The sequence below is a fragment of the Nannocystis pusilla genome (assembly GCF_020073745.1).
GTDB lineage: Bacteria > Myxococcota_A > Polyangia > Nannocystales > Nannocystaceae > Nannocystis > Nannocystis radixulma.
The window spans coordinates 25,213-46,147 of sequence record NZ_JAIRAU010000005.1; the positions used below are offsets into that span (position 1 = coordinate 25,213).

Annotated in this window: 16 protein-coding genes; 7 read left to right on the forward strand and 9 right to left on the reverse strand. The window is 72.0% G+C overall.

Going from position 1 to position 20,935, the window contains the following annotated elements:
• Window positions 1–204: 204 nt before the first annotated feature.
• The 4 genes from K7C98_RS08020 to K7C98_RS08035 are packed head-to-tail and all read right to left on the reverse strand — an operon-like array spanning window position 205 to window position 6,452.
• On the reverse strand, window positions 205–1,674 hold the full coding sequence (locus K7C98_RS08020; protein ID WP_224190985.1) for a hybrid sensor histidine kinase/response regulator: 1,470 nt from the start codon (window positions 1,672–1,674) through the stop codon (window positions 205–207).
• Complete coding sequence (locus K7C98_RS08025; RefSeq protein ID WP_224190986.1) at window positions 1,671–2,267, reverse strand: chemotaxis protein CheB; 597 nt, start codon at window positions 2,265–2,267, stop codon at window positions 1,671–1,673. The genes K7C98_RS08020 and K7C98_RS08025 overlap by 4 nt, the downstream gene beginning before the upstream one ends.
• A gap of 7 nt (window positions 2,268–2,274) precedes the next feature.
• The gene (locus K7C98_RS08030) at window positions 2,275–3,096 is read right to left on the reverse strand and encodes a CheR family methyltransferase (RefSeq protein ID WP_224190987.1); all 822 of its coding nucleotides are present in this window, start codon (window positions 3,094–3,096) and stop codon (window positions 2,275–2,277) included.
• Complete coding sequence (locus K7C98_RS08035) at window positions 3,093–6,452, reverse strand: response regulator (protein ID WP_224190988.1); 3,360 nt, start codon at window positions 6,450–6,452, stop codon at window positions 3,093–3,095. The genes K7C98_RS08030 and K7C98_RS08035 overlap by 4 nt, the downstream gene beginning before the upstream one ends.
• A 479-nt stretch (window positions 6,453–6,931) precedes the next feature.
• Between K7C98_RS08035 and K7C98_RS08040 the strand changes: the two genes are divergently transcribed.
• The 3 genes from K7C98_RS08040 to K7C98_RS08050 all read left to right on the forward strand — a co-directional run bounded on the left by K7C98_RS08040 (window position 6,932) and on the right by K7C98_RS08050 (window position 10,065).
• Window positions 6,932–7,804: a TIGR02587 family membrane protein gene (locus K7C98_RS08040; RefSeq protein ID WP_224190989.1), complete on the forward strand. Its 873-nt coding sequence runs from the start codon at window positions 6,932–6,934 to the stop codon at window positions 7,802–7,804.
• On the forward strand, window positions 7,801–8,193 hold the full coding sequence (locus K7C98_RS08045; protein ID WP_224190990.1) for a hypothetical protein: 393 nt from the start codon (window positions 7,801–7,803) through the stop codon (window positions 8,191–8,193). The genes K7C98_RS08040 and K7C98_RS08045 overlap by 4 nt, the downstream gene beginning before the upstream one ends.
• A 267-nt stretch (window positions 8,194–8,460) precedes the next feature.
• The gene (locus K7C98_RS08050) at window positions 8,461–10,065 is read left to right on the forward strand and encodes a hypothetical protein (protein WP_224190991.1); all 1,605 of its coding nucleotides are present in this window, start codon (window positions 8,461–8,463) and stop codon (window positions 10,063–10,065) included.
• 150 nt (window positions 10,066–10,215) lie between these two features.
• Here the strand turns inward: K7C98_RS08050 and K7C98_RS08055 are convergent, their stop codons facing one another.
• From K7C98_RS08055 to K7C98_RS08065, 3 genes are read right to left on the reverse strand one after another with little or no spacing between them, the layout of a single operon-like run.
• The gene (locus tag K7C98_RS08055) at window positions 10,216–10,620 is read right to left on the reverse strand and encodes a hypothetical protein (protein WP_224190992.1); all 405 of its coding nucleotides are present in this window, start codon (window positions 10,618–10,620) and stop codon (window positions 10,216–10,218) included.
• Window positions 10,604–11,149, reverse strand: coding sequence for an RNA polymerase sigma factor (locus tag K7C98_RS08060; protein ID WP_224190993.1), 546 nt, complete (start codon window positions 11,147–11,149; stop codon window positions 10,604–10,606). Before K7C98_RS08060 ends, K7C98_RS08055 begins: the two co-directional genes overlap by 17 nt.
• Window positions 11,150–11,162: 13 nt before the next feature.
• Window positions 11,163–11,642 (reverse strand): hypothetical protein, encoded by a 480-nt coding sequence (locus K7C98_RS08065; protein WP_224190994.1) that lies wholly within the window; start codon window positions 11,640–11,642, stop codon window positions 11,163–11,165.
• 605 nt (window positions 11,643–12,247) lie between these two features.
• Between K7C98_RS08065 and K7C98_RS08070 the strand changes: the two genes are divergently transcribed.
• Window positions 12,248–13,918, forward strand: coding sequence for a DUF4215 domain-containing protein (locus K7C98_RS08070; RefSeq protein ID WP_224190995.1), 1,671 nt, complete (start codon window positions 12,248–12,250; stop codon window positions 13,916–13,918).
• A 317-nt stretch (window positions 13,919–14,235) separates the two neighbouring features.
• Complete coding sequence (gene gcvH, locus K7C98_RS08075; RefSeq protein ID WP_224190996.1) at window positions 14,236–14,616, forward strand: glycine cleavage system protein GcvH; 381 nt, start codon at window positions 14,236–14,238, stop codon at window positions 14,614–14,616.
• 43 nt (window positions 14,617–14,659) lie between these two features.
• On the opposite strand, the gene K7C98_RS08080 is transcribed toward gcvH, so the two are convergent.
• Window positions 14,660–15,577 carry a LysR family transcriptional regulator gene (locus K7C98_RS08080; protein WP_224190997.1) on the reverse strand — a complete coding sequence of 306 codons (918 nt, stop codon included), beginning with the start codon at window positions 15,575–15,577 and terminating at the stop codon, window positions 14,660–14,662.
• A 57-nt stretch (window positions 15,578–15,634) separates the two neighbouring features.
• On the opposite strand from K7C98_RS08080, the gene K7C98_RS08085 reads away from it, so the two are divergent.
• Window positions 15,635–16,636: an aldo/keto reductase gene (locus K7C98_RS08085; RefSeq protein WP_224190998.1), complete on the forward strand. Its 1,002-nt coding sequence runs from the start codon at window positions 15,635–15,637 to the stop codon at window positions 16,634–16,636.
• 6 nt (window positions 16,637–16,642) lie between these two features.
• On the opposite strand, the gene K7C98_RS08090 is transcribed toward K7C98_RS08085, so the two are convergent.
• A complete protein-coding gene (locus tag K7C98_RS08090) occupies window positions 16,643–17,938 on the reverse strand; it encodes a metal-dependent hydrolase family protein (protein ID WP_224190999.1) in 1,296 nt (431 codons plus the stop codon).
• Window positions 17,939–18,619: 681 nt separating this feature from the next.
• Here K7C98_RS08090 and K7C98_RS08095 point away from each other — a divergent pair.
• Window positions 18,620–20,146: a coproporphyrinogen-III oxidase family protein gene (locus tag K7C98_RS08095; protein WP_224191000.1), complete on the forward strand. Its 1,527-nt coding sequence runs from the start codon at window positions 18,620–18,622 to the stop codon at window positions 20,144–20,146.
• Window positions 20,147–20,935 lie beyond the last annotated feature (789 nt).

Here is a 20,935-nt window from a genome sequence, read left to right on the forward strand (position 1 = left end):
CAGGGTGCCCTTTCACATCTCGTCGACGCGGTCGGTCCCCAGCGACACGCGCTCGCCGTGCCAGGCGGGCGCCGGCAGATCGTCGCCGAGCAATCCGCTGGCGGGCGGACCGGTCGGCGTCTGCCGCGACAGGTCGTGAGGCGAGCGCCGAGCGAAGCGCGCTGATTCAGCACATGCACATCGAGACATGTCCCGATGTACACCTCACCCGCCGCGGCACAGCCGCGCCACGGTGTCGAGCAGCCGCGCCAGCTTGACCGGCTTCGGGATCAGGATCGCCCCCGCCGGAGCGCGCGCGGGCTCCGACGTCGACACGACCACGGGGATCTGCGCCAGCTGTGGGTCGGCCTGCATCGCCTGGTAGACGCGGCCGCCGTCGAGGACCGGCATCACGAGGTCGAGGATCACCACGTCGGGCCGGGCCTCGTGCATCAGCGTCTGCAGCGCCTCGCCGCCGTCGGCCGCGGTGATCGCCTCGTAGCCCTCGCCGGCGAACGCCTCGCGCAGCGTCTCGCGGATCACCTCGTCGTCGTCGACGACGAGCACGCGCGTGCGTCTCGGCCCGCGGCCTGGGGCCGGCGCCGGCGGCGACATCCGCGGCAGTCGCAGCGTGAACGTCGTGCCCGCGGCCTCGTTCGAGACCACCGACACCGCGCCGGCGTGGGCCTGGGCGATCTGCTGGGCGATGTACAGCCCGAGCCCGAGCCCGCGGGAGCTGGCGCGCGAGCCGGCCTGCGAGCGGCTGCGGAACGGGTCGAACAGCACCGGCAGCAGGTCGGCCGGGATCACGCCGAGGTTCCTGATCTCGACGGCGATCCCGCCCTCGTCGTCGAACACGCGGATCGCCACCGGGCCGCCCGGGAGGCCGTGCTGGAGCGCGTTGCCGATCAGGTTGGAGAGCGCCTGGACCAGGCGGTCGGGGTCGCCGGCGGTCGTCGCGGCGCCGCGGACCTCGACCCGGATGTCGCGCTGGACATGCGTCGTGCGCAGCTCGTCGACCGTGCTGCGCACCAGCGCGGCGACGTCGACCGGCCTCCGCACGCGCGCGAACCCGAGGCCGCCGGCCAGGCGGGCCCGCGTCAGATCGACGAGCTGCTCGATCATCTCGGTCATGCGGCTGCACGACGCCGACATCCGGCGCAGCACCGCCAGCTGCCCCTCGTCGGACACCCACTGCTCGAGCAGCTCGGTGCCGTTGGCGATCGCCGCCAGCGGCGTGCGCAGGTCGTGGCCGAGGATGCCCATGAACATCTCGTTGAGGCGGAGCGCGTGGGCGTAGTCGCGGCGCTGGCGCGACAGCTCGAAGAACACGTCGGCCTTGCTCTTGAGGATCCGCGGGTCGATCGGCTTGTGCAGGAAGTCGACCGCGCCGGACTCGTAGCCCTGGAACACGCGCTCGGCGTCGCGTCCGCCGGCGGTGACGAAGATGATCGGCACGTGCTTGGTGCGCTCCGTGCCGCGCATCAATTCGGCCAGCTCGAAGCCGTCCATCCCGGGCATCTGCACGTCGAGGAACGCCAGCGCGACCTCGTGGACGAGCAGCAGCTCGAGCGCCTCGACGCCCGACCGCGCGGTGAGGATCGTCAACTCGTCGCGGCGGAGCAGCGCCTCGAGCGCGACCAGGTTCTGCTCGATGTCGTCGACGATGAGGAATTTGAGCGGTTCCGCGATCATCGCGCCTCCTGTGAATCGGCCGGCGCCGCCAGGCGCGCGAGCAAGGGACCGAGCGCCGCCGCGGGCGCGACGTGGTCGGCCGGGCCGAGCTGCAGCGCGGCCCTCGGCATCACCGGGACCGCCGCCGTCGCCGGCGACTCGACGAGCGTGAGCCCCCCGCCGCGCCTGACCCGGGCCAGCCCGCGCGCGCCGTCTTCGCTCGCGCCGCTGAGCACGACGCCGGCCAGGCGCGGCCCGTAGGCCTCCGCGGCCGACTCGAACAGCACGTCGATCGACGGCCGCGAGAACAGGACCGGCGGGTCCACCGACAGCGCGAAGGCGCGTCGGCGCTCGACGAGCAGGTGGTAGTTGGGGGGGCCGACGTAGATCGTTCCGGGCACGATGGGCTCTTTGTCGTCGGGCTCGCGCGTGACGAGCCTGGTCTTCGCGCCCAGGACCTCGACGAGGCGGCTGGGCTGGGTCGGCGGCAGGTGCAGGATCACCGCGACGGGGAGCGCGAACGCCGGCGGCAGCGCCGACAGCAGCGCCCCCACGGCGTCGAGCGCCCCGGCCGAGCCGCCGATCACGATCATCTCGATCTCGCCGCCGGACATCGTCGCATCACCGCCTCTGGTAGATCCGGTCCTCGGGCACCAGCTCCGTGAACGCCTGCGCGTGCGCCGAGAACCGCAGCGTCTCCTTGGCGCCCAGGCCGAGGAACCCCTTGCGACGCACGCTGTCGCGCAGCACCCCGAGCGCCCGGTCCTGCAGCGGGCGGTCGAAGTAGATCAGCACGTTGCGGCACGACACCAGCTCGACCTCGGCGAACGCGACGTCGGTCGCCAGGCTGTGGTCGGAGAACAGGATCGCCTGCCGCAGCTTGCGGTCGAGGATCGCCGACGAGTACTGCGCCACGTAGTAATCGGACAGCGAGGCGCGCCCGCCCGCGAGCCGATAGCTCTCGGAGAACTTGGCGAACCGGTCGAGGCCGTAGACCCCCGCCTCGGCGATCCGCAGGCTCTCGGGGTGGATGTCGGTGGCGTAGATCAGCGTGCGCGCGAGCAGGCCCTCCTCGGCGAGGATGATCGCCAGCGAGTACGCCTCCTCCCCCGTCGCGCACCCGGCCACCCAGATCTTGAGCGACGGATAGGTGCGCAGGTACGGCACCACGCGCTCGCGGATCGCCCGGAAGTAGGTCGGGTCGCGGAACAGGTCGCTGACCTGCACGGTCAAGTAGCGCAGCAGCTCGCTGAACATCCGCGGCTCGGCGAGCACCCGCTCGCGCAGCTCGGCCAGGCCGGCGCAGCGCAATTGGCCCACGGCGGCGGCGACCCGGCGCCGCAGCGACGCCTCGGCGTAGCCGCGGAAGTCGTAGTGATAGCGGTGGTAGACCGCCTCGAGCAGCTCCGACAGCGCCGGATCGGACTCGTCGCTCCCCGTCATCTCGGCATCCATACCCGCGCCAGCGACACCAGCTTGTCGACGTCGAGCGGCTTGGCGATGTAGTCGTCGGCGCCGGCGGCCAGGCAGCTGGCGCGGTCGTCGGCCATCGCCTTGGCGGTCAGGGCGATGATCGGGATCCTGGCCGTCGCCGGGTCGGCGCGGATCGCCCGCGTCGCGGTGAGGCCGTCCATCTCCGGCATCATCAGGTCCATCAGGATGAGGTCGACGCCGGGCTTGCTCTGCAGGTGCTGCAGCGCCTCCTTGCCGTTGCGCGCGATCTCCACCCGGGCGCCGCGCGGCTCGAGCACGCTCGTCAGCGCGAACACGTTGCGCACGTCGTCCTCGACCACCAGCACCCGCCGGCCCTCGAACACCGCGTCGCGGTGCCGCGCGTCCCGCAGCATCCGCTGCCGCTCGGGCGGCAGGTCGGTCTCGACCTGGTGGAGGAACAGCGTGACCTCGTCGAGCAGCCGCTCGGGCGAACGCGCCCCCTTGATGATGATCGACTGCGAGAACCGGTGCAGCTGCTGCTCCTCGGCGCGCGAGACCTCGCGGCCGGTGTAGACGATCACGGGCGGGAACCCGTACTGCTCGCCCTGGGCCATCTCCTGCAACAATTCGAGGCCTGACCGATCGGGCAGGCTGAGGTCGACGATCATGCAGTCGAAGGTCGAGGACCTCAGCTCGCGCAGGGCCTCGGCCGCCGTGCCGACCGGCACCGTCTCGACGTCGTCGGCCGCCAGCAGCTTGCAGGTGCTGTCGCGCAGCGCGACGTCGTCCTCGACCACGAGGACGCGCCGCAGCACCTGCGTCGCCTTCGACTCGAGCTTGCGCAGCGCGTCGACCAGCTGCTCACGGACCACCGGCTTGATCGCGTAGGCGACCGCCCCCATCTCGAGCGCGGTGCGGGTGTGGTCGGTGGCGGAGATGACGTGCACGGGGATGTGCCGGGTCGCCGGGTCGTGCTTGAGCGCGTCGAGCACCGACAGGCCCGAGCGGTCGGGCAGCCCGACGTCCAGCACGATCGCGCTCGGGCGCTGCTGCCGGGCGATCCGCAGCCCGTCCTCCGCGGTGGTCGCGATCACCGGGTGGAACTCGAGCTCGCGCGCGAGGCCGGCGAGGACCTCGGCGAACGCCACGTCGTCCTCGACCACGAGGATCGAGCGCGCCGGCGCGGGCACGGGCACCACGGGCGGCCCGGCGCTGCGCGGCGGCGGGGCGACGCGCGGGGCCGCCGGCAGCGGCATCGACGTGCGCGCCGCCGGCTGGGCCGGGAGCGTCAGCGTGAAGGTGCTGCCGCGGCCGGGCGCGCTGGCCAGCGTGAGCTCGCCGCCGAGGAGGCGCGCCAGGTCGCGTGAGATCGACAGGCCGAGCCCCGTGCCGCCGTACTTGCGATTGGTCGTCCCGTCGGCCTGGCGGAACGCCTCGAAGATCAGCTCGTGCTTGTCGGCCGGGATGCCGATGCCGGTGTCGACGACGGCGAACTGGATCATGCCGCTCGCCGCGCGCACCGCCAGCGTCACGCCGCCGCGCTCGGTGAACTTGAGCGCGTTCGACAGCAGGTTGCGGAGGATCTGCGCCAGCCGCGTCGGGTCGGTGTGGATCGTCGTCGGCGCGTCCGGGCGGACCTCGAGGTTCAGCACCAGGCCCTTGTCGCGGGCCAGCGGGCGGAACGCCGCCATCAGCTCGTCGGTGAGCCGCGCCAGCGACACCGGCTCGGGCCGGACCTCGAGCATCCCGGCCTCGATCTTCGACAGGTCGAGGACGTCGTTGATCAGCGTCAGCAGGTCGTTGCCCGCCGAGTAGATCGTCTCGGCGAACTTGACCTGCTCGGCGTCGAGGTTGCCCTGGCGGTTGTCGGCCAGCAGCCGCGCCAGGATCAGCGAGCTGTTGAGCGGCGTGCGCAGCTCGTGCGACATGTTGGCGAGGAACTCCGACTTGAACGCGCTGGTGCGCTTCAGCTGGACCTGCGCCCGCTCGAGGCTGTCGCGCTCGGCCGCCAGCGCCTGCGTCTGCTCCTCGAGGTGCGAGTTGATCTGCTCGAGCTCGGCCTGCTGGCCGGCGAGGCGGCCGCGCGACTCCTCGAGCGCGCGCGTCTGCTGCTCGAGCTCCTCGTTCTGGACCCGCAGCTCTTCTTGCTGGGTCTGCAGCTCCTCGGCCTGGCGCTGGGTCTCCTCGAGCAGCGTCGCCAGCCGCTCCTTGTGCTCGGCCGACTGCACCGCCAGCGCGATCATCTCGCCGACGCGGCCGAGCAGCTCGCGCACCCGCGGCGCCGCGACGCGCACGAAGCCGAGCTCGATGACCGCGCGCGTCGACCCGTCGAGCCGCGCCGGCACCACGATCACGTGCGCGAGCGGCCGCTCGTGCGTGCCCGAGCGCAGGCGCAGGTCGGCCGGTGAATCTTGCACTTGCACGAGCCGGCCGGAGCTCGCGGCGCGGCCGACCATGCCCTCGCCCTCGGCGAACGAGCCCGGCCCGGCGATCCGCGAGTCGAGCCCGAGCGCGGCGCAGCGGACCCAATCACCGCCCGAGCGGACGAAGAACGCGGCGACGTCGGCGCCGACGTGGGCGGCGAGCGCCGCCAGGCAGTCGTGGCCGATCTGCGCCGTGCTCTTCTCGCCTTGCACGATCTCCGCGACCCTGGCGTGGCCCTCGCGGATCCACGCTTCCGCCTCGAGCGTGGCGCGGGCCTGCTGTTCGGCGTCCAGCGCGGCGCCGAAGGTCCTGGCGATCGCGCGCAGCTGGTTGCGCGACAGGAACGCCAGCAGCAGGGCCACACCCGCGAGCAGGGCCACGAACGCGGTCCTCGCGGCCGCAGTCGAGCGCTCCGAGGCGGTGACGCGGGCGCGCCGCAACTCCTCCTCGGCGTCGACCGCGACCTTCATCGCCTCGCGCACGCCGTCCATCTGCAGCCGGCGCTGGCGCATCGCGTCGACGCTGCGCGCCTCGTCGATGTCGCTGGCGTGCAGCGCCGCGTCGAGCGCGGCCGCCCAGCCGTGGTAGCGGCGGCGGACCTCGGCGAAGCGGTCCTGCTGCGCGGGGCTGCCGTCGACCATCTCCAGCAGCCGCTCGAAGCTGCCGAGCGGGTCGGCGCGCTCGAGGGGCGCGAGGAACTGGCGCTCGCCCGCGATCAGATAACCGCGCAGCGCGGTCTCCTGATCGACGATCTGCAGCATCGTCGAGTTGGCGAGCGAGAGGACCTCGTTGGTGTGATTCACCCAGCGGGCGTCCTCCGCCATCACCAAGATCTGGCGGCCGAGCACCACCCCGAGCAGCACGAGCAGCGCGATCGGAGTGGCGATCGCGACCGTCAGTCGCCGGCGCAGCGCGTGCTGGTCTTCTCTCGTGAGGTTCACGCCGCGCTCCGGCCCTGCTGCGGCGCGCCGGCGAGCCCCCTGCCCGTCCGTCCCGTGCGCTCACGATGATTGCGCCACCATGCCGTGTCCAAGGCGCCCGGAGCCCGCGTGCACATACCGGGAGCGTACCTCACCCGTCGATCGACATCGTGATGCTCAATGGTCGAGGCGCCGCGCCCCGCTCCGCGCAGTGGTGACATTCCGCATGACGCGTGGACGCGAGTCCTGCGATTCGTCGCCGTGTCCGCGCCGGGGCGCCGCTGCGGCGGTGAACCCGCGAGCGGGCTCTGCCGTGACGTCTCGCCGTCATGTGCCGCCGCCGACCGGACCACCGGCGCCGCGATCGATACGCACCGCGTCGCCTCGCGCAGCGAGTCGTCGATCGTGCCGGCACGCGCGTCGTCATCGGCTCGAGCTCGCGAGCCGCGTAACGAGTGTCCCGAGACGCAGGTCGCCGTGTTAGATAGAAGCGAGGCTTCATGGGCGCTTCGGCGGCGGACGATTCGGGCCACACCCGACCTCGGCGGGCGCCCGCGGTCGCGCGGTCGTTGCAGGAGTACGGCCGCGGCGTCGCGGGCGGCCTGCTGTTCAGCCTCCCGCTGCTGTACACCGGCGAGCTCTGGCGCGCCGGCGAGGCGCTGCGCCCCGATCGGCTGCTGCTCGGGCTGGCGGGCGTGTTCATCCTCCTGCTCGGCTACAACCGGCACGCCGGGCTGCGCGCCGACGCCGGCGCGCTCGAGGTCGTGATCGACTCGATCGAGGAGCTCGGCCTCGGGCTCGTGCTCGCGGCCGTGCTGCTGGTCTTGCTCGGGCGCATCGATCTCGCCATGCCGGCCTCCGAGGTCCTCGGCAAGGTGCTCGTCGGCGGCTTGGCGGTGGCGATCGGCGTGTCGGTCGGCACGGCGCAGCTCGGCGCCGGCGGCGACGACGACTGCGGAATGAGCGGAGAGCGCGAGGACCCCAGCTTCGTCGGTCAGATGGCGCTGGCGCTGTGCGGCGCCGTGCTGGTCGCCGCCAACATCGCCCCGACCGAGGAGATCCCCGAGATCGGCGGCGCGCTGCGCGAGTGGGCGCTGCTCGGCCTGACCGCGCTCACGCTCGGCGTCGGCGCGCTCGTCCTCCACTTCAGCGACTTCGTCAACACCAGCGCGCCCGGGCGCCCGCGCGTCGACGTCCTCGTCGGCTCGCTGGCGAGCTACGTGGCCGCCATGGCCGCCTCGGCCGCGCTGTTGTGGTTCTTCGGTCGCTTCGACGGCTGCGACCTCGACGCCTGTCTGGCGCAGGTCGTCGTCCTCGGGCTCCCCACCGCCATCGGCGCGTCCGCCGGGCGCCTCCTGTTGCAACCGCGATGACTGTCCACAAAAACTGGCTCGAATGGAGCGTGTTCGCGGCCGGCCTCGCGCTGGTGCTCGCCATCGTCGGCTACCTCGTGGTCCAGCTGGTGCGTCACGGCGACGCGCCGCCGCGGCTGTCGGTCCGGCTCGGCGCCGTGACGCGCTCGGACGACGTCGAGCCGGCCCACTTCGTCGTGCCGGTGACGGTGACCAACCACGGCGACCGGACCGTCGCGGACGTGCACGTCGAGGTGACGCTGATGAAGGACGGCGTGCCGCTCGAGCGCAGCGAGCTGCACCTGGCCGAGGTCCCGCGCCGCTCGAGCCGCGCCGGCGCGTGGACGCTCGAGCACGAGCCCGCGCCTGAGCGGCTGCGCGTGCGCGTGCTCGGCTACAGCGAGCCGTGAATCCGCGCGCCGCCGCAGGATTGCCATGACATGTCCGTTTCGCCATGTCCTTCCGAACACACGCCGTCCGGGCCGGCGCGACCGCGCGTCCGGCCCGCGGCGGTCTCCCACTTCGGACCACCGACCGGTGAGTTAGCGCTCGGCGCGCGCACGAGAGCCGGCGGCCGTGCGAGTCGTCCGGGCGCCGATCGCTCGCGCGCCTGGCGTACCCTTGGCGGCGAAGCCCCTCCGGCCAGCAGGCGCCCCGGGCAGGGAAGGAACCTGTTCATGTCGACATGTCCCCGCACGTCCGCGTGGAGCGCCGCGCTGGCGCTGGTGCTCGGCGCTTGCTTCAATCCGACCGGCCAGAGCACCGACGCGACCTCCGACGCGAGCCCGCTGACCGGCGCCGGGCCGACCGAGGGCCAGACGGCGGACACCGTCGCGCCGACCACCGGCACGACGCGGGAGCCCACGACTTCGACGAGCGGCAGCGAATCGATCACCGGCGAGGTCGACCCGACGGTCGGCCCGTGCGCCTGCGAGCGGCCGACCCCCTACTGCGCCGGCGACGGCTGCGTCGGCTGCCAGGACCTCCCCGCGCACGGTCTGAGCTGCGCCGACGTCGATCCGTCCCGACCGCATTGTGACAGCAGTGGCGAGTGCGTCGCCTGCGTCCTCGACGAGGACTGCGGGCAGTTGTACAAGTGTCACCCCGAGCTGAAGACCTGCGTCGCCTGCGTCACGCACAGCGACTGCGGCGGCTCGCTGACCTGCGACGCCGGCCAGTGCCTCGGCTGCGTCACCGGCGATCAATGCCCGCCCGGGCTGCCGGTCTGCGAGGCCGGCGCGTGCCGGACCTGTCGCGCGCACGGCGAGTGCCCCGTGACCGCGTGCGAGCTCGACGTCGGCACCTGCTTCCCGCCGAACGAGACCGAGCACCACTACGTCGATCCAAAGTTGCCGTGCCTGGACAGCGCGTGCGGCCCCGACTCGCCGTGCTGCGCCGCCTACGAGGCGGTCGAGCAGGCCACCATCGAGGCGGCCGCCTATCACGTCATCCACGTCAAGGGCGGCCTGCAGACCGCGCCGATCCGGCTCTCGGCCCCGGGCAAGCGCGTCGCCATCCTCGGCGAGTTCGACGACTCCGACGTCGAGTTCGCCGTCGAGACCAACCAGGCGATCGCCCTCGGCGACGACATCGGCATGCAGTACATCGACAGCAAGCTGTTCGTCGCCGGCGTGCGCGTCAACGCCGGCCCGACGACCAGCGCCATGGTCTGCTCCAACGCCGCGCACCTGTGGCTCGACGAGGTCACCGTCACCGGCACGCAGGGCCCCGCGCTGCACACCACCGGCTGCACCCTCACGGCCCGCCGCTCGCTGTTCCTCGGCAACAGCTCGGCCGTGAGCTCGGCCGCCGGCGGCGTCGCGCGCCTCGAGAACAGCATCGTCGGCGACACCATCGGCGGCGCGCCGCTGCAGATCGTCGACGGCGGCGCGCTCCACCTCCTCTACACCACCGTCGTCGACAAGGGCAACGTCGGTGAGGGCGTGCTCAAGTGCATCACCGAGGCGCCCGTCTCGATCCGCAACTCCATCCTCGTCGGCGTCGGCGGCGAGATCCAGTGCATGCCCGGCGGCCCCTCGATCTCGCACACCGTGACCACCGTGACCGGCTGGCCCGGCGAGGGCCTCACCGAGGTCGAGGTCGACGCCGTGTCCGACCTCTTCGCCGATTACGCCGGCGGCGACTATCACCTCGGCCTGGGCGCCGCCCAGCTCGGAGCGTCGGCCCTCCGCCTGGCGAGCGACCCGCTCATCGACTTCGACGGCGAGGCCCGGCCGCCCCGCGACGGCGTCCCCGACTTCGCCGGCGCCGACCGCCCGTGAGCCCGCGCAGTCGGGCTCGGCGTCGCACGCCTGCAATATGCAGTCGCACGCCTGCGACGCCCTCCATGCAAAGACGAGCTCATGGCAGTCACGCTGGCGCTCTCGCTGCGGGCCCGGCTTTCACCTGCCCCCCAGGACAGGCGCCCGGCCTCACCGGCCGGCGCGCCGCGGCGCTCGCCCGGCCTCGGCGATCCACCACAGCAGCGGCAGCGCGACCACGATCAGCGACAGCCCCAGCGGCGCCCAGGCGAGGCGGGCCGCCAGCTCGAGGGCGCCGCGCAGGTGGCCGAGCGGCGCGAGGACGACGAACAGCTGCAACCCGACCGCCGCCGCCGCCGCGAACGTGACGATCTCGAGCGCGAGCGCCGGGACCAGCACGCGGCGCTCGCGGGCTCGCAGGTCGGCGAGCGCGTCGACCAGCGGGGCGCGGCGGATCAGCAGCGCCGGATCGACCGCGCGCGGCCGCGGGCACGGGCTGCGGGCGAGGCTGTCCATGAAGACAGCCACCGCGCGGTCGCGCGGGTCGGCGAGCTCGCGGTCAGTCGCGGGAGCCATGGCCGCGGGGTGCGAGGGCGGGAGAGAACGCATGTTGGCCTCGGGTTTCGGGTGGCAAGAGGTCGGCCAGGCGGGCGCGGGCGCGGCTCAGGAGCACGCGCACGCTCGTCGGGCGCACGTCGAGGATCTCGGCGATCTCGCGGTGGTCGTGGCCGTCGACGTAGGCGAGCCACAGCAGCGCCGCGTCGCGGCGCGGCAGCCGGTCGAAGATCGCCTGCAGGTCGCGGCCCTCGCCGGGCTCGCTCGTCCGCGGCGGCGCGGCCTCGTGGACCAGCAGCAGCTCGCGCAGGCGGGCGAGCAGGCGCGTGCGCCCGCGGTGGTGGTCGGTGACCAGGTTGGTGGCGATCCGGTACAGATACGCCCGCTCCGAGCCGGCGGCGACGCGCCCGGCCGGCAGCTGGAACAGCCGGCAATAGCTGTCCTGGACCAGGTCGTCGGCCAGCGCGCGCTCGCCCGTGAGGCGGTAGACGTACGCCCACAGGCGGGCGTGCGTCGCGGCGTAGAGCGCGTGGAATTGGGCTTCGTCCATGAATGCCCCGACTTCACGAGGCCGGCAGATCGCGGTAGGGCCCCGCTCTGCGGCCGCGGCTGCGCTCGCCGAGGAGCTCCCACCGCAGCGCCAGCTTGTGCGCCACGAAGGCGCCGCCCAGCAGCGACCCGCCGAGGCACAGCAGCAGCATCCCGGGGATCACCATGTCGATGTAACCCTCGAGCACGCCGGCCAGCACGAGGAACGCGAGCCCGAGCGCCCCCAGGGCGATGCCGCCCTGGACGCTGCGCAGCAAGCGGCGCTGCAGCGGCGGCTCGCCCTGGTCGAGCAGGCGCAGGAACTCCTGGCCGGCGACGCCGCTGAGGAATTTTTCCAGGGCCTCGGGGTCGCTGAAGCGGTCGAGGGTCCGCACGCCGAGCTCGAACCGCCGCTGGGTCTCGTGCTCGGCCCGCAGCCGGCTCTGGCGAATGATGAACCCGACCAACAAGAAGAAGGTCAGCGGGATCAGGATGGCTTCGAGTTCGACTTCCATGAGGGCTCCGTACCGCCAAGACGCCGGCCGACCCGCCGAGGTTAACAGCGCCCCTCGCGGCGGCGCGCCCGCCGGGCCGCGAAGCGGACCCTGCTCGCACGTCCAGGGGTCCTGACCCGCCCGACGCCCCGGCCCTCCCCCGTGATCCGAGCCGCCATCGCGACCGGCGAATCGCGGATTTCACGAAAATACCGCGACCTCGACGTCCGCGAAGTCCCCACACGGGCCCACGCCCGGCCGCGCGAGCTCACGCGACGGGTCGTCGGAGAGCCTCGCGCGACAGCGGGGCGGGACCAGTCGGGCCGGGGCGGTGGCCACAATGCGCCGCCTCGTTCATGCGCCTCGATCGCGCGACCTCACGGCGCCGGCCCATCCATCACACGAACGATCGCGGCGCGTCATCGCCGATACCCGGCCGCGTGCGGCGGTCCCGTCGCGTCATCGCTCGGGCGCGAGCTCCGGGCCCGCGCAATGGACTCGTCGCGGCGCCTCGGGCACGCTGGCTCGCGACGCTGACCATCTCTGTCACGACGTCGCGCTGCGCCGGCGTCCGCGGCCCGACGGGCTGTTCACACCTATCGGTATCGATCGAAAGCAGTGAGTTCATGAACACGAACGTCCTTCGTCCCATTCGCGCGCTCCGGCGGGCCTTCGCGGCCGCGTTGCCCCTGCTGGTCCTCGCCTGCGACTCCAACGTCGACATCACCGTCAACCTCAACACGTCCACCACGCCGGCTCTCGAGAGCTGCGGCGACGGGGTCCTCGACCCCGGGGAGCAGTGCGACGACGGCGGCGAGAACGGCGACGGGGGCGCCTGTCGCGTCAACTGTATGATCAACGTGTGCGGCGACGGCGACGTCGGCGCCCTCGAGGAGTGCGACGACGCCGGCTTCAACCACGACAACGGCGCCTGCCGACCCGGCTGCATCCTCAACGTGTGCGGCGACGGCCACGTCGGCCCGGCCGAGGGCTGCGACGACGGCAACGAAGACGAGCTCGACGCCTGCGACAACGCCTGCGTCCCGGCCAGCTGCGGCGACGGCATCGTCCAGCAGTTCGAGCAGTGCGACGACGGCAACGACGACGAGACCGACGAGTGCCGCAACAACTGCCTGTGGGCGCAGTGCGGCGACGGCATCGTCAACGGCGACTGGGAGGTGTGCGACGACGGCGCCGACCACGACAACGACGACGAGTGCACCGACTGGTGCACGGTCCCGGCCTGCGGCGACGGCATCACCCAGCCGATGCAGGGCGAGCAGTGCGACCTCGGCATCAACAACGACGACAGCAGCGGCCAGTGCACCGCGTCGTGCAAGCTCCCCCACTGCGGCGACGGCCTCAAGAGCCCGTACGAGCAGTGCGACCTCGGCCTCGCGAACGACGACAACGGCGAGTGCACGACCTGGTGCAGCCTGCCCGTGTGCGGTGACGGCTTCACCCAGCCGGGCGAGGAGTGCGACGACAACGACGGCATCCCGTGGAACGAGTGCACCAACACGTGCACGCTGCCGGCCTGCGGCGACCTGATGGTGTCGATCGGCGAGGCGTGCGACGACGGCAACCTCGTCGACACCGACGCCTGCACCTCGACCTGCCAGCTCGCCGTGTGCGGCGACGGCATCGTCCATGTCGGCGTCGAGACGTGCGACGACGGCAACAGCGACGACGGCGACGGCTGCAGCAACACCTGCCAGGTCGCCGTGTGTGGCGACGGCATCATCCAGCCGGGCGAGCAGTGCGACGACGGCAACGCCTACGAATTCGACGAGTGCAACAACGCCTGCATGCTGGCCCCCTGCGGCGACGGCGTCACGCAGGGCACGGAGGAGTGCGACGACGGCAACGCCAGCGACACCGACGCCTGCACCAGCGCGTGCAAGCTCGCCGCCTGCGGCGACGGCTTCGTCCAGGCGGGCGAGGACTGCGACGACGGCAACTTCAGCAACACCGACGCCTGCACCAACGCCTGCCAACTCGCAACCTGCGGCGACGGCTTCGTCCAGCCCGGCGAGGACTGCGACGACGCCAACCCCGTCGACGACGACGCCTGCACCAACACTTGCCATTCGCCGGTCTGCGGCAACGGCGTGCAGGAGGGCGCCGAGGAGTGCGACGACGGCAACATCAGCAACACCGACGCCTGCACCGAGCAGTGCAAGGACGCCGAGTGCGGCGACGGCTTCGTCCAGCCGGGCGAGCAATGCGACCTCGGCGCGAACAACGGCCAGCCCGGCCAATTCTGCTCCGCCGGGTGCGTCATCCTTCCTCCGTGAGCCGGGCCGTCACCGCGTCACGTGACGGGCGAGTCCCGGCGGAGCGCTCACGGTCCTCCGGGCTCGCCCGAGCAAGCATTCGCACGACCCCACGCCTTGCACCGGGGCGATTGGTCGCGCCTCGGCGATCACGGGCGTGCAGATCGGGGCCGCGAGAAAGCACGCCGCATGAGCGAGAACGTACCCAGGAGCGGCAATCCGCCGGGTCCGGCGCGAAGCCGGCGCAGAAGCGCGCGAGCTCGCAGGACGTGGTTCGCCGGGCCGCAAGTTTGGTGATTTCGCCCCGCCCTACTGTTAGCCTGGCCAGGGAGCCTTCGATGAGCAAAGTCCCGGCCGATCTGAAATATACAAACGAACACGAGTGGGTTCGCACCGAGGCAGACGGGACGTGGACGGTCGGCGTGACCGACCACGCGCAGCAAACCCTCGGCGACATCGTCTTCGTCGACTTGCCCGAGGTCGGCCGGACCGCGTCGACGGGCGACGCCGTCGGCGCCGTCGAGTCGGTGAAGGCGGTGTCCGAGATCTATTCGCCGGTGGCGGGCAAGGTGATCGCGGTGAACGAGGAGGTCTCCGACTCTCCCGAAGAGATCAACGAAGATCCGTACGAGGCCTGGCTCTTCAAGATCAAGCCCGAGGCGGGCGCGTCGACCGACAACCTGCTCGACGCGGCGGCCTACGAAAAGCTGATCGGCTGACCCACGAACCATCGCCGCCACCTGCACGCGGCCGCTCGCGACATCACCCCTTCGCCGCCAGCGTCCGCGCGAGCCGCTGGATGTGCGCGCGGACGAAGCGACACGGCGGGTCGTCGTCGCTGGTGACCGGCCACAGCAGCTCGATCCACGCGGTCGGAAACGCGAACGGCAGCGGCGTGGTGCGCAGGTGCGGCCGGACCTTGCGGATCTGCGCCGCGACCATCGCCGGGATGGTCGCCAGCATCGCCGTGCCGTCGATCAGCGCCCCGAGGTTGGCGAACGAGGACACCGAGCAGCGGATGTTCCGCGTCTTGCCGAACGAGTCCTCGACGACCCCGCGCAGGTCGCCGTTGTACGACACGATGATGTGCTCGCGCGCGAAGTACTCGCGCTCGCTCAACGGCTTGCGCAGGCGAGCGTGGCGCGGATCGTACAGGCAGGTGAAGCTGCCGGCGATCAGGCGCTCGCGCCGGATCGTCGCCGGCAGCTCGTCGGCGACGGTGACCGCGGCATCGAGCCCCGCGGCGAGGGCGGCGCCCACGGTGCGGAACTGGACGGGGAGCGCCACCACGCGCATGCGCGGGGCCTCGACGGCGAGGACCTGCAGCAGGCGGGGCAGCAACCACAGCTCGGCGGAGTCGGACAGGCCGAGCCGCAGGGTCCGCTCGCTGGTCGACGGGTCGAACACGGGAGCCGCGAGCGCGGCGTCGACGAGCGCTTGCAGGTGCGACGCGATGCCGACCCGCAGCCGCTCGCCGCGGCTCGTCAAGACCAGACCGCGACCGCTGCGCACGAACAGCGGCGCGCCCACGGCGGCGGTCAGCCGCCGCAGCGCCGCGCTGACGGCCGGCTGCGTCAAGTACAGCCGCTTCGCCGCCTCGGTCACGCTGCCGACCTCGGCGACCACCGCGAACACGCGCAGGAGATTGAGGTCGAGGTCCCTTCCATAAATGCCGGGCATGTGTCGCATTCATCCTATTCACTGGGAGGATGCGACGCCAGGGGCTACGTTACGGCCATGACGACTCGCACGACGAAGCTCGGTACCCACGGACCCGAAGTTTTCCCGCTCGCTCTCGGCTGCATGGGCCTCGGCGCCGGCAGCTGGTACGGCAAGCGCGACGACGCCGAGGGCGTCGCCACCATCCACGCCGCCCTCGAGCGCGGCGTGAACCTGCTCGACACCGGCGACTTCTACGGCATGGGCAAGAACGAGCTGCTGGTCGGCCAGGCGATCGCCGGCCGCCGCGACCGCGTGCTGCTCAGCGTGAAGTACGGCGGCCTGCGCGGGCCCGACGGCGCGTTCCTCGGCTTCGACGCCAGCCCGGCCGCGAGCAAGAGCGCCCTCGCCTACAGCCTGACGCGCCTCGGCGTCGACTACATCGACATCTACCGCCCGGCCCGCCTCGACCCGCGCGTGCCGATCGAGGACACGATCGGCGCCCTCGCCGAGATGGTGAAGGCGGGCTACATCCGCTACATCAGCCTGTCCGAGGTGGGCGCCGAGACGATCGCCCGCGCGGCCGCGGTGCACCCGCTGTGCGACCTGCAGATCGAGTACGGCCTGGCCAGCCGCGGGCCCGAGGCGACGATCATCCCGGCGCTGCGCGCCCACGGGATGGCGATGACGGCCTACGGCGTGCTGTCGCGCGGCCTTTTGACCGGCAGCAAGCCGACGGGCGACGACCTGCGCGCGCACCTGCCCCGCTTCAGCGGCGACAACGCCCGCAAGAATCAATCGCTCGTCGACGCCCTGCACCGCCTGGCCGCCGCCCGCGGCGTCTCGCCGGCGCAGCTGGCGATCGCGTGGGCGCGAGCCAAGGGCGCGGCGCAGGGCGTGACGGTGATCCCGACGATCGGCTCGCGCACGCCGCAGCAGATCGACGACGCGATCGCGGCGGTGGCGATCGAGCTGACGCCGGCCGAGGTCGCGGAGCTCGAGACGGCCGTGCCCGCGGCCGCGGTGGCCGGCGAGCGCTACCCGGCGCCGATGATGGCGCACCTCGACAGCGAGCGGTAGCGCCGCTCAGCGGCGGTGCACCACCCCGCCCTTCATGACGAAGCGGACCTGCCGCAGCGCCCCGATCTTCTGCGTCGGGTCGCCCTCGACCGCGACCAGGTCGGCCAGCAGCCCGCGCTTCACCTGCCCGATCCGGTCGGCCATGTGCAGCATCTTCGCGTTGACCGTCGTCGCCGCGCGCAGCGCCTGCGCCGGCGTCATGCCGTAGTCGACCATCAGCTCGAGCTCGCGGACGTTGTCGCCGTGACTGAACACCCCGACGTCGCTGCCGTTGCAGATCGGCACCTTCGCCTTCAGCGCCGCCTGAAAGCTGGCGCGCTTGTCCTTGATCGAAGCCGGCTCGGGCTGCACGCCCTTCTTCCACCCGCCGTACTGCGCCATCGCGTCGCTCGCGGCCAGCGTCGGGCACAGGTACACCCCGTGCTTGGCCATCAATTTGAACACTTCGGCGGTGCCGTGATCGCCGTGCTCGATCGTCTCCGCGCCGGCGAGCACGGCCCGGCGCATGCCCTCGGGGCTGCTCGCGTGGACCACCACCGGGCGCTTGCCGTCGCGCGCGGTCTTGACGATCCGCTGGACCTCCTCGAGCGAGAACGTCGGCAGCTCCTCGCCCTTCGGGCCCCAGCGGTAATCGCCGTAGACCTTGATCCAGTCGGCCCCGCCGGCGATCTGCCCGCGGACGACGCGGATCAGCGAATCGAAGTCGGCCTCCTCGGCACCCTGCGGCACCTGCCATTCCGGCGCGAAGCCCCTGGGCGCGTAGGTCCCGGTGGCCACGATCGCCCGCGTCGTCGCCAGCACCCGCGGCCCCGGGATGATGCCCTGATCGATCGCCTGCTTGACCCCGACGTCGGCCTCCGCCGCGCCCTCCGTGCCGAGGTCGCGCATCGTCGTGAAGCCCGCGAGCAACGTGGCCCGCGCGTGGTTGGTGGCCCGCGCCACGCGCAGCGCCAGCGGCTCGCGCAGCACCTGATCGTTCCACGAGGTCTCGTCGTACGGATGGAGCAGCAGGTGCGAGTGCCCCTCGATGAGCCCCGGCAACAGCGTGGCCCCGGGCAGGTCGACGAGCTCGGCGTCGGCCGGCGCGTGGACCTGCGCCGCGGGGCCGACGTCGGCGATCGTCTCGCCGGTGACGAGCACGACCCAGCCCTCCATCGGCTTGTCGGCGATCCCGTCGAACACGCGGGCCGGCCGCAGCAGGTACGACTTGACGACCTTCGGCGGCTCGGCGTCCGCGCGCGGTGCATGTCCGAACAAACATGTGACGAGGGACAGGACGACGAGGAGGCGCGAGGCGAGCATGGCAGTCCGGGGCGCTCCGAAGGTAGCGCGGATCGGGCGCACCGGAGCGGTCCGCGGCAGCGAGCGCTGTTTCCTCGGCCGCATGGCCCGCCCGCCCGCGACCGGGGCCGGCGACGACCCGCGCCAGGAGTGCGTGGCCGCCTCCTCGAACCCGCCGCCCGGGCTCGAGCACGTGGGCCTGTACCAGCTGCCGGGAACCTGCCCCCGTACGTCCGCCACATCGCGGACGGGCGCGGGCGGCACCGGCGAGACCGGCCCGGACGCGAGCGGTGTGGGCGAGGGCGGCCGCGGCTGCGACGCCCCTCGGCCCCCGGCCCATTCGCCGGTGGTCCAAACGGTGCGCCGCTCAGCCCGCTGGACGGCGGCGATCTGGACGATCTCGAGGTCGGTCACTCCCTTGCGGGGCGACCTGGAGATCGGGAATCAACACACCGCTCCTATCAACGACGCTCGGCGACCGGCACTCGACCCAGCCACGCTCAGCTCATATTCGCGCAAACACGCGTGCGTTTCTTCATATTTGCCATTCACCACCGCACTCAGGGTCCTGCCAAGCTGCGCGAGCGACCATCCCATCTCCGAATTCCTGCTCCGACCCACCTCGCCGCGGGCTGACTCATGGCAGTAGCGACCCGGGCCTTCCTGCCCAACGTCATCAAGTTCTTCCCGTTTCCGGAGCTCGTGCCGGCGGCGCCGCGCGTGCCTCTCGAGGAGGCCGAGCCGTGGCACCCGCCGCCGGACGTCGCCCGCCTGCGCGCCGACCCATCGTTCGTCGCGGACGGCGCGCTGCTCTACGTGCACGTCCCCTACTGCGATTTCTTCTGCCACTATTGCCCGCTCTACAAGACCCTCGCCCCGGACGACTACCGCCCCTCGGAGCAGGCACGCTACGTCGACGCGCTTTGCAAGGAGATCGCCGCGTACGCGCGCCGTGTCGCGCCGGGCCGGGTCTTCCGTGCCGTGTACTTCGGCGGTGGCACCCCGACCTCGCTCCCGGCGCCCCTCTTCCGCCGGATCATGGCCTGCATACGAGACGAGACGAACCTCGCCTCCGACGCGGAGATCACGGTCGAGGGCATCCCCACGCACTTCGCGCGGACCGATTGCGTCGCCGAGCTCGTCGGTCTGGGCGTCAATCGGCTGAGCTTCGGCGCGCAGTCGTTCGAGCCCACGGTCCGCAAGCACCTCGGGCGGCGCGACACCGCCGAGGAATGCGCCGCGGCGATCGAGCGAGCGCGGGCCGCGGGCATCGAGCACGTGAACGTGGACATGATGTATGGCTACCCGGGCCAGACGCTGGAGATGTTCGAGCGCGACGTGCTCGCCGTGAAGGCGCTCGGCCCCGACTCGGTGGACTTTTATTATCAGATGCAGATCATGGGCACGCCCTACCGGCAGATGATCGCGAAGGCGCGCCTCGGCTCCTCGGACGCGGTCATTCCCCTCGCCGGGATGCGCGCGCGCCTCCTCGATCTCTGCTCCGACTGGCTGCAGGTCACCGCCGAGTGCTTCTCCCGCACGAGCCCCGTCGTACCGCGCATCTGGTCGCACACCTTCGGCGGTGAGAGCGGCGCCGCCGAGGTGATCGCGGTCGGTCCGTCCTCGTACGGGCAGGTCGCGGGCCACTACTATTTCAATCACGCGACGCTGGGACCCTGGCAACAGGCGATCGAGGCCGGCCACCTGCCGCTTCGCGGGCGCCTCGCGCTCGGCGGGCGGACCCTCGCGCTCCGCGTCCTCTTCGGCTCCATCCTCCTCGGCCGGATCCCAGCGAGGCTCGCGGCGCTCTTCCCCCGCGATCTGCAGCGACGCATCGCCTCGTGGACGGAGGAGGGCCTGCTCGAAGCGGTGGAGAGCGGACACCGGCTCAGCCGCGCCGGGCAGGAGCGTTTCCAGATGCTCCAGTGCGCCTGCGTCCCGCCGCTCCAGGCATTCGTGATGATGCGGACCTATATGATGACGTTCGAGGAGCAGCGCAAGTTGCTCTTCAAGGATACGGACTTGCTGTATGCGCGCTCCGTCGCCGCCATGGTGCGCGGGTCGGGGCGGACGTTCGGCGGCCTGCGGGGCCTCGCGTACCGGCTCCTTCTCCGGCTCCCGGATCGCGTGCTCGAGCAGCTCGTCGCGCTCGTGCGCCGGCTCGTGGCCGGCCCTGCTCCCGACGAGAGGATCACCCTGAACGATCGGCCCCGCGCGTCGCTCCCCTGAGCCTGCAGGTCGAAGGCGACGCGCTCGCGGCTCTCCACCGCTTCATGGTGTCGGGCCTGCCGTCTTCGAGCTGCGCCACCGAGACGGCACCTCCGTCGCGGGGCCGCGGTCGAGTCGGGCCCGACCGACAGTTCGGGCCGTACGACCACGGGGGCGATTCCCCGCGCGCGCAGGCCCCTGTGCGCGTATACGACCCTCCCCGCGGTTCATGACCCGCTGTCTCGTTCGCCGCGCCTCGCCGGGCAGCGGCGCCGTCAGGTGGGGGGTCAGGCGCCCGTCCCTGTCCGGGCCCGGGCCGGCTCGACCGTGACGGTCTCTCCGTCATGTGAGTGAAACGAGTATTCGCCCTCCGCTCCGCCGGCTCGACCCATCCTTGATCCATCGAGCGGGCTCGCAGCGGCGAATCGCGGCGGAACTCCGTACGATCGCACGCATACACCATTCGCTCGCGCACCGGCGTCCGCGCGGCGGCAGTCGCAATCTTTTCGTGCTCTGCCGCAGTCCGACGGTGTTCACCGGAGTCCCCGCCCGCGCTCGGAAGCGTCCATCCTCTCCGAATGAGCAGAGCGGCCCGAATCTACATCGTTCCCCCATTGTGCCGACACGAAGATGTTCGACGTTCTCCGCGCCTCGCTTACGACGAGGGTTGTTCGCCGCTTTCACGGCAGCGGAGAAATGACTCGAGGATGCGACGTCGAGGCGGGACGGCCTCGGAACGCGACCCGTGTTCATTCCGCGGCCGCGACGACGCCGTATCGCTGCAGCGGCCGGCAGCACGCGACACGATCG